Here is an 8,362-nt window from a genome sequence, read left to right on the forward strand (position 1 = left end):
GGACCCGCCGCCATGGTCGAACGCCGTCCGCTGCTGGACCTTTTCACCCATATCCTTCTGCTGCTCTCGGCGGTCGCCCTGCTGGTGCCGGTGTGGCTGGCCTTTGTCGCGGCGACGCATGACATCGCCGGCGTCAACCGCGTCCCCATCAACTGGCTGCCCGGCGAGCATTTCTTCCAGAACATCGCCGAGGCCTGGACCCGCGGCGGCTTCGCGACCCGCTTCCTCAACAGCCTGGTGGTCGCGGTCGGCGTCACCATCGGCAAGATCGTGCTGGCCATGCTCGCCGCCTTCGCCATCGTCTTCTTCCAGTGGCGCGCGCGGCTCGTGGTCTTCTGGCTGATCTTCATCACGCTGATGCTGCCGCTCGAGGTTCGCATCGTGCCGACCTATGCGGTGGCGGCGAACGCGCTGCGCCCGTTCCAGGCGATCCTGGACGCGACCGGCCTGACCTGGCTGATCCAGATGGTCGCCGGCATCCAGGTCGACCTGCAATGGCGCCTGCTGAACAGCACCGCCGGCCTGATCCTGCCGCTGATCGCGACGGCGACCGGCACCTTCCTCTACCGCCAGTTCTTCCTGACCATCCCGGAGGAGCTGGTGGAGGCCGCCAAGATGGACGGCGCCGGCCCGATGCGCTTCCTGCGCGACGTGCTGCTGCCGCTGTCGGGCACCACCATGGCGGCGCTGGCCACGATCCTGTTCGTCTATGCCTGGAACCAGTATCTCTGGCCGCTGCTGGTCACCACCGAGCCCGAGCGCGCCACCGTCATGGTGCAGCTGTCGCGGATGGTGCCGCGCGGCGACGGCGCGCCCGAATGGAACATCGTCATGGCCGGCGCGCTGCTGGCCATGCTGCCCCCCCTTGCCATCGTCATCCTGATGCAGCGCTGGTTCGTGCGCGGCCTGGTGCAGACGGAGAAATAGCCATGCACGCCATCGAGTTCAGCGCCGCCCGCAAGGTCTATGGCAGCAGCACCGCCATCCACGATGTCGACCTGGCTTTGCCGGAAGGCGCCTTCATCGTCATCCTCGGCCCCTCCGGCTGCGGCAAGTCGACGCTGCTGCGCATGATCGCCGGCCTCGAGACCATCTCGGGGGGCGAGCTGCGCATCCACGGCGCCCGCATGAACGAGCGCGAGCCGAAGGACCGTGGCTGCGCCATGGTCTTCCAGAACTACGCGCTCTACCCGCACATGACGGTGGCCGAGAACATCGCCTATCCGTTGAAGGTTGCCGGCATGCCCAAGGCCGAGCGCCAGGCGCGGCTGGCCGAGGTCGCCGGCGCGCTGGAGCTCTCGGCGCTGCTGGAGCGCCGCCCGGGCCAGCTGTCGGGCGGCCAGCGCCAGCGCGTCGCCATGGGCCGCGCCATGGTCCGCCGGCCGAAGGTCTTCCTCTACGATGAGCCGCTGTCGAACCTCGACGCCAAGCTGCGCGTGCAGATGCGGCTCGAGCTGTGGCGGCTGCACGAGCAGCTCGGCGCCACCTCCGTCCTGGTCACCCATGACCAGCAGGAGGCGATGACGCTGGCGGATCACCTTGTCGTGATGAATGCCGGCCGCGTCGAGCAGACCGGCACGCCGCGCGCCGTCTATGAACGCCCGGCCTCGCTGTTCGTCGCGGGCTTCCTGGGCGCGCCGGCGATGAACCTGATCCCCGCCGAGCTGATGCCGGGCGGCGAGGTGGTGAAGCTGGCCGGCGGCCCGCTGCTGCGCCTGTCGGGCCGCATCGTGCATGGCAATGCCGCGGTCACGCTGGGCATCCGCCCCGAGCATGTCGTGGGCGGCCCGATCGATGCCGAGGTGACCATGGTCGAGGATCTCGGCAGCTCCGCGCTGGTGCATGCCAAGCTGCCCGGCGGCACCGGCATCGCCTGCCATGTCGCGGCCGAGGCGGCGCCGGCGCGCGGCAGCCGCATCGGCCTCGAGCTGCCGGCGAACCGGCTGCATCTGTTCGACACCGTCAGCGGCGAACGGCTTGAGCTGGAGAGCCTGCGCGCGCCGGAAACATCCTCGGGACTGGACTTTGCCCCCACCGCAGCACGATAAAGCGAGCAGGAACGTAACCCGGGAATGACATGATGCTCATGAATCGTCGCAAGCTGTTCGTGGTGGGCGCTGGCCTCGCGGCCCCGGCCCTGCTGCCCTCCGGCTTGCGCGCGCAGGGCTCCTGGCCGAGCCAGCCGATCCGCCTGGTGGTGCCTTTCTCGGCCGGCGGCCCGACCGACATTCCGGCCCGGCTGATCGCCGATGAATTGTCGAAGATGCTGCCGCAGCGGGTGATCGTCGAGAATCGCACCGGCGCCGGCACCGTCGTCGGCGCCGACGCGGTGGCCAAGGCGCCGAAGGACGGCCACACCCTGCTCTACACGACGATCGCCCAGGCGGCGATCCGCGCCATCTATCCGAGCCTGCCCTTCGACCCGGTCAACGACTTCCAGCCGGTGGCGCTGGCCGGCACCATCCCGATGCTGCTGATGGTCAACAAGACCGTGCCTGCCAACAACCTTGCGGAGCTGATCGCGCTCTTCAAGAAGGACCCGGGCAAGTACGACTATGCCAGCACCGGCAATGGCGCGGCGCTGCACCTGGCCAGCGAGCTGTTCCTGCGCCAGGCCGGCGGGCTGAAGGTCAACCACGTGCCCTATCGCGGCTCCGCCGCCGCCATGCCGGACCTGCTGAACGGCACGGTCACCATGATGCTGGATGTCGCCAACAGCGCGCTGCCCTTCGTCCAGCGCGGCGAGGTCAAGGGCCTGGCCATCTCCTCGGCGCAGCGCATGCCGCAGCTGCCGAACCTGCCGACCTTCCAGGAGGCGGGCGTGCCCGGCTACGAGGCCTATACCTGGCACATGATCCTGGCCCCCGCCGGCACGCCGGAGCCGATCGTCGCCAAGATGAACCAGGCGGTGAACCAGGTGCTGGCGATGCAGTCGGTGCAGACCAAGCTGGCCGACCTGACCATGACCACCCGCAGCGACAGCACCCCGGAATCGGCCAAGAAGTACCTGACCGACGAGATCGCCAAGTGGGAGCCCATCATCCGCGAGGCCGGCATCAAGGCCGATTAATCTTTCGGGCTGCCGCCGTCTCGTGGGGACGGCGGCCGCGGCACGGGACGGGGGCGCGACCTGGTGGGTCGCGCCCTTTTTCGTTCAGAGCGAGGGCAGGGGGGTGGCCAGCGCGGCGGTGTCCGGGAAGACCGTGACCAGCCGCCCGCCCTGCCACTGCGCCAGCACTGGCTGGGCCGCCAGGTTCTGCCCGCTCTCGTCGAAATCGGCGGCCCAGCCCAGCGGCGCCGCCTGGGCATCGAGCTCCAGCCCGATCACCGCGGCGCGGATCTTCTCGCGCTCCAGCGACCCGGCGCGCTGCAGCGCCTCGAAGAAGATGCGGGCGCCGGCGCTGTTGGCAAGGCTGTGGCCGGAGCGCGGGTCATGCCCGTACTTGGCGCGATAGGCCTCGGCCAAGGCGCGCGCCTCGGCGCCCATCCGCCCGGCGACGGCATAGGGCGGGAAGTCGACCGTCATCACCCCCTCGAAGGCCGGGCCCAGCGCCTGCGCCGTGTCGGCCAGGCTGTAGCCGCCGCCCGCCCCCAGCACCATGCGCGGCCGCCAGCCGGCCTCGCGCATGGCGCGGAACAGCAGCATCACCTCCGAGGCATGGCCGGTGTGCAGCAGCAGCTGCGCATCCGCGGTGCGCAGCCGCTGCACCAGCGCCGGGATGTCCTGCCCGCCCGGCGCATAGCCGAAGCGGCCGAGGAAGCCGGCCTGGCCCTGCAGCCCCGCCTCCTGCGGGCCGGCAACGCTCTGCCCGTACAGCCCGTCCTCGTGCAGGATGGCGATGCGCAGGCCCGCCAGCGGCGTCTGCCACAGCGCCGGCAGCAGCCAGCGGGTGGCGCGCAGGCTGAGGGCGGCGAAGTCGCTGCCGCGCGGGCAGCTGCGGAACAGGTAGCGGAAGCCGCGGCTGGTGATCGAATCGCCGATGGCGCCGAGCTCGAAATAGGGCAGCCCCGCCAGCTCCGCCGCCTGGCTGGCCGCCAGCGACAGCGGCGAGGCGCAGGTGCCGAACAGCGCCGCGACCCGCTCGGCCGGGCTGGTGGCCTGGGCCAGGCGGCGCACCGCCTCGCCGGCCTGGGCGGCGTCGGTGGCCTCCGCCTTGACCAGGCGCAGCATCCGCCCCTGCACGCCGCCGGCCTCGTTGCGCGCCTCGACCGCCAGCTCCAGCCCGCGGAAGCTCTCGTCGCCCAGCAGCGCCAGGGGGCCGGCGAAAGGATAGACGGCGCCGATGCGCAGCTCCGCGGCCGCGGCGCGCGGCGCCTGGGCCAGCGCCGGCCGCGCCAGCCCCGATGCCATGATCGCGCCCGCGCCCTGCAGCAGCCGGCGGCGGTCCAGCGGCGCCGAGGCGGCACGGGATGCGGCACAGGATGCGGCACAGGATTCCGGGCTGGACTGCTCCCCTGACCTTCCCGTCGCGCGACGGGGCGGATGCATCATCGTGACATGCTCGTGCTTGGCTTGACGGAAAGCGGCAGGGCGCCGACTCTCGCGACCCTGCCACACCCATGGCCGCAAGGAAACGACCGAGGATGACCACCCTGCCGCAGGAGATGACCTATATCGCCCATGGTGAGGGTGGTGGGCCCGAGGTGATGGTGCCGGCGCGCGGCCCCGTGCCCGCCCCGAAGCCGGACGAGGTGCTGATCCGGGTGCTGGCCACCGGCGTCAACCGGCCGGATGTGCAGCAGCGCAAGGGCGCCTACCCGCCGCCGCCCGGCGCCAGCCCGGTGCTTGGCCTGGAGACGGCCGGCGAGGTCGTGGCCGTCGGCAGCGCCGTGTCCCGCTACAAGATCGGCGACAAGGTCTGCGCGCTGACCAATGGCGGCGCCTATGCCGAATATTGCACGGCGCCCGAGGCCCAGACCCTGCCCTGGCCGGCCGGCTTCGACGCGCTGCAGGCCGCGGCCCTGCCCGAGACCTTCTTCACCGTCTGGGCCAATGTCTTCGGCCATGGCCGCCTGGCCGCCGGCGAGACCCTGCTGGTGCATGGCGGCACCTCCGGCATCGGCGTCACCGCCATCCAGCTGGCCAAGGCCTTCGGCGCCACCGTCTACGCCACCGCCGGCAGCGACGAGAAATGCCAGGCGATGCTGGATCTCGGCGCCGATGCGGCGATCAACTACAAGACCCAGGATTTCGCCGCCGAGGTGAAGACGCTGACCGGGGGACGCGGCGTCGACGTGCTGCTCGACATGGTCGGCGCCGAGTATTTCCAGCGCAACCTGCGCTGCATGGCCAAGGACGGCCGGCTGGTGATCATCGCCTTCCTGCAGGGGCATGAGGCGGAGAAGGTCGACCTGCGCCCGATCATGCTGAAGCGCCTGATCGTCACCGGCAGCACCATGCGCCCGCGCACCACCGCCGAGAAAGGCGCGCTGGCCGCCGAGCTCGAGGCCAAGGCCTGGCCGCTGCTGGCCAGCGGCCGCTGCAAGCCGGTGATCCATTCGGTCTTCCCGCTCGACCAGGCCGCCGCCGCGCATGCGCTGATGGAAAGCAGCACGCATATCGGCAAGATCCTGCTCGACCTGTCCAAATAGCCGTCCCCGATAACCCTGGCCGAGCCTGCCCACCCCTGATGCTGAAACTGGCCGACCTGCGCCTGCTGCTGATCGCCGTGACCCTGTTCGGCGGCGCCTGGCCCGTGACCAAGGCGGCGCTGGCGGATGCCACGCCGCTGTGGTTCGCCGTCTCCCGCACCCTGCTGGGGGCGCTGGTCTCCGGGGTGGGGCTGGCGCTGCTGCGCCAGCTCAGCTTCCCCTCGCGGCAGGACTGGCCGGCGGTGCTGGGCGTGGGCCTGCTGCAGCTGGGCGCCTTCTTCGCCCTGACCCACCTGGCGGTGGCGCTCGTCCCCGCCGGACGCACCGCGGTGCTGGCCAATGTCACCATCTACTGGCTGGTGCCGATGTCGGTGCTGCTGATGGGCGAGACGGTGTCGCCGCGCCGCTGGATCGCCGCCGGCCTCGGCCTGGCCGGCGTCGCCGCGCTGTCCGGCCCCTGGGCGGTGGACTGGCGCGACCCCGACATCCTGCTGGGCCACGCCATGCTGGTGCTGGCGGCGCTGCTGTGGTCCTGCGCCATCATCGTCACCCGCCGCTACCCGCCGCGCACCACCATGCTGGCCAACCTGCCCTGGTGCTTCCTGCTGGGCGCGCTGATCCTGGTGCCCATGGCCATCGTCATGGAGCCCTCGGGCGGCATCGGCCCGGCCTCCTACTGGCATGCGGCGCTGATCGGCTGCATCGTCGCCCCCGTCGGCACCTGGGCGGTGATCGAGGCCGGGCGCCGGCTGCCGGGCGCCGTCTCCTCCGTCGGCTTCCTGCTGGCGCCGGCGATCGGCGTCTTCGTCTCCACCCTGTGGCTGGGCGAGCCGGTGGGCTGGGACGTCATCATCGGCGGCGCGCTGATCGGCGCCAGCGTCGCCGTCGCCACCCGCGGCTGAGAGGGTTTCGGACATGCTGCTGCGCGCCGTCGAGACCGGGGAAGGCCGCCCGCTGGTGCTGCTGCACGGGCTGTTCGGCCAGGCGCAGAATTTTGCCGCCGTGCAGAAGACCCTGGCCGCCAACGGCCGCCGCGTCATCGCCCTCGACCTGCGCAACCACGGCCAGTCGCCGCATGCCGCCGCGATGGACTACCCGGCCATGGCCGCCGACGTGGCCGAGACGCTGGACGCGGTGCTCGGCGACGCGCCGGTCGACCTGCTCGGCCATTCGATGGGCGGCAAGGTGGCGATGACCCTGGCGCTGACCCGGCCGGCCCGCGTCGCCCGGCTGGTGGTCGCCGACATCGCCCCGGTCGACTACCCGCCCGCCTTCCGCCCCTACGCCGCCGCCATGCAGGCGATCCCACTGCAGGAAGGCCTGACCCGCCGCGAGGCCGATGCGGCCCTGGCCGAGGCCGTCCCCAACCCCGGCGTCCGCGCTTTCCTGCTCCAAGGCCTGCGCTTCGATCCGCCCGCCTGGCGCATCGGCCTGGACGAGATCGCGGCCGCCCTGCCGGTGATCGAGGCCGCGCCGCCCTTCGCCGAGGGCGCCCGCTTCGACGGCCCGGTGCTGGCGCTGGGCGGGGAGAAGTCGGACTATATCCGGGAGGAGCTGCGCCCGGTCTTCCGGCAGTATTTCCCCGCCGTCCGCTTCGGCACGGTCAAGGGCGCCGGCCACTGGCTGCATGCGGAAAAGCCGGAAGGCTTCGTCGCCGCCGTCGAGATGTTCCTGAAGTAGCCACAGAACCGGCCAAGGGCCGTCGGGGGAGAAGGCGCATGTCGACCGGGCAGAACAAGCAGCTCATCCGTGCCTTCATCGACCGGGTCATCAACCAGGGCGAGCTCGACGCCGCCGGCGACTACATGGCCGAGGACGTGGTGGAGCTCGAGCCATTCCCCGGCCAGGGCCCCGGGCTGGCGGGGGTGCAGGAGGTGCTGCGCGGCATGCGCGCTGGCTTCCCGGACATGCATTGGACGGTCGAGGAGCAGATCGCCGAGGGCGACAAGGTGCTGACCCGCTTCACCTGGACCGGCACCCATGAAGCAGCCTTCTTCGGCGTGCCCGCCACGCGCCGGAGGGTTTCGGTCGGCGGCATGGTGATCGACCGGATCGAAGGCGGGCGCGTGCAGGACACCCGCATCCAGATGGATGTCTTCGGCCTGATGCAGCAGCTGACCGGCGCCTAGATCGCCGTCGGCGCCTTGAATTTCCCGTCCTTCGCCAGATCCGCGGCCCGCCACAGATACCAGGCGGCCGCCGAGCGGAACGGCGCCCAGGCCTCGCCGATCGCCGCCAGTTCTTTCGGCTTCGGCTGGGCGTCCAGCCCCGCCGCGGCGCGATAGCCTTCGCGGACGCCGAAATCGTCGACGGGCAGAATATCGCCGCGGCCGAGGGTGAAGATCAGCAGCATCTCCACCGTCCAGCGGCCGACGCCGCGGATGGCGACCAGGCGCTGGATCAGCTCCTCATCCGGCAGGCGGGCGGCGGCGAGGCGGGTCGGCACCAGCCCGCCCACCGATTTCAGCGCGATGTCGCGGATGGCGGCGCATTTGGCGCCCGAGAAGCCGCAGCCGCGCAGCCCCTCTTCCGGCAGGGCCAGGACACCTTCGGGATGCGGGAAATCCTGGCCGGGGAACAGCGCGATCAGCCGGCCGAGGATCGCCTCGGCGGCGCGGCCATGCACCTGCTGGTGCGCGATGGCGCGGACCAGGGCCTCGTAGGGCTCGCGGGACAGCGGCTTCAGCGTCATGGCGCCGACCTGGCGCACCACGGGGCCGAGGATCGGGTCGGCGGCCAGATGGGCACGGGCGGCGCGCGGGCTGCTGTC

At 71.5% G+C, this 8,362-nt stretch carries 9 protein-coding genes; 7 read left to right on the top strand and 2 right to left on the bottom strand.

All coding sequences use genetic code 11. The annotated features are described in order from the left end of the window. Positions 1-12 precede the first annotated feature (12 nt). Genes ugpE through GVN67_RS16885 form a run of 3 tightly spaced genes read left to right on the top strand, consistent with a single transcriptional unit; the run spans position 13 to position 3,070 of the window. Entirely contained in the window at positions 13-927 is a 915-nt protein-coding gene (gene ugpE / locus GVN67_RS16875; protein WP_159998047.1) for a sn-glycerol-3-phosphate ABC transporter permease UgpE, read from the top strand. A gap of 2 nt (positions 928-929) precedes the next feature. Further along, entirely contained in the window at positions 930-2,048 is a 1,119-nt protein-coding gene (locus GVN67_RS16880; RefSeq protein WP_159998049.1) for an ABC transporter ATP-binding protein, read from the top strand. A 38-nt stretch (positions 2,049-2,086) separates the two neighbouring features. Beyond that, positions 2,087-3,070, top strand: coding sequence for a tripartite tricarboxylate transporter substrate binding protein (locus GVN67_RS16885; protein ID WP_159998051.1), 984 nt, complete (start codon positions 2,087-2,089; stop codon positions 3,068-3,070). Between the two features lie 84 nt (positions 3,071-3,154). Here GVN67_RS16885 and GVN67_RS16890 read toward each other — a convergent pair whose 3' ends face one another. Beyond that, positions 3,155-4,351 carry an ABC transporter substrate-binding protein gene (locus GVN67_RS16890; protein ID WP_159998053.1) on the bottom strand — a complete coding sequence of 399 codons (1,197 nt, stop codon included), beginning with the start codon at positions 4,349-4,351 and terminating at the stop codon, positions 3,155-3,157. Positions 4,352-4,584: 233 nt separating this feature from the next. On the opposite strand from GVN67_RS16890, the gene GVN67_RS16895 reads away from it, so the two are divergent. The 4 genes from GVN67_RS16895 to GVN67_RS16910 are packed head-to-tail and all read left to right on the top strand — an operon-like array spanning position 4,585 to position 7,721. Continuing rightward, a complete protein-coding gene (locus GVN67_RS16895; RefSeq protein ID WP_159998055.1) occupies positions 4,585-5,592 on the top strand; it encodes an NAD(P)H-quinone oxidoreductase in 1,008 nt (335 codons plus the stop codon). Positions 5,593-5,630: 38 nt separating this feature from the next. Continuing rightward, complete coding sequence (locus GVN67_RS16900) at positions 5,631-6,494, top strand: DMT family transporter (protein ID WP_159998057.1); 864 nt, start codon at positions 5,631-5,633, stop codon at positions 6,492-6,494. Positions 6,495-6,507: 13 nt separating this feature from the next. Next, a complete protein-coding gene (locus GVN67_RS16905) occupies positions 6,508-7,272 on the top strand; it encodes an alpha/beta fold hydrolase (RefSeq protein WP_159998059.1) in 765 nt (254 codons plus the stop codon). Positions 7,273-7,310: 38 nt separating this feature from the next. Beyond that, a complete protein-coding gene (locus tag GVN67_RS16910) occupies positions 7,311-7,721 on the top strand; it encodes an ester cyclase (RefSeq protein WP_159998061.1) in 411 nt (136 codons plus the stop codon). Here the strand turns inward: GVN67_RS16910 and GVN67_RS16915 are convergent. Then, the coding region (locus GVN67_RS16915) for a DNA-3-methyladenine glycosylase (RefSeq protein ID WP_235035342.1) at positions 7,718-8,362 on the bottom strand (645 nt) is incomplete at its 5' end. The two genes, GVN67_RS16910 and GVN67_RS16915, sit on opposite strands and share 4 nt — an antisense overlap.

The sequence above is a fragment of the Roseomonas sp. 18066 genome, assembly GCF_902706185.1.
In the GTDB taxonomy this organism is placed as follows: domain Bacteria; phylum Pseudomonadota; class Alphaproteobacteria; order Acetobacterales; family Acetobacteraceae; genus Pseudoroseomonas.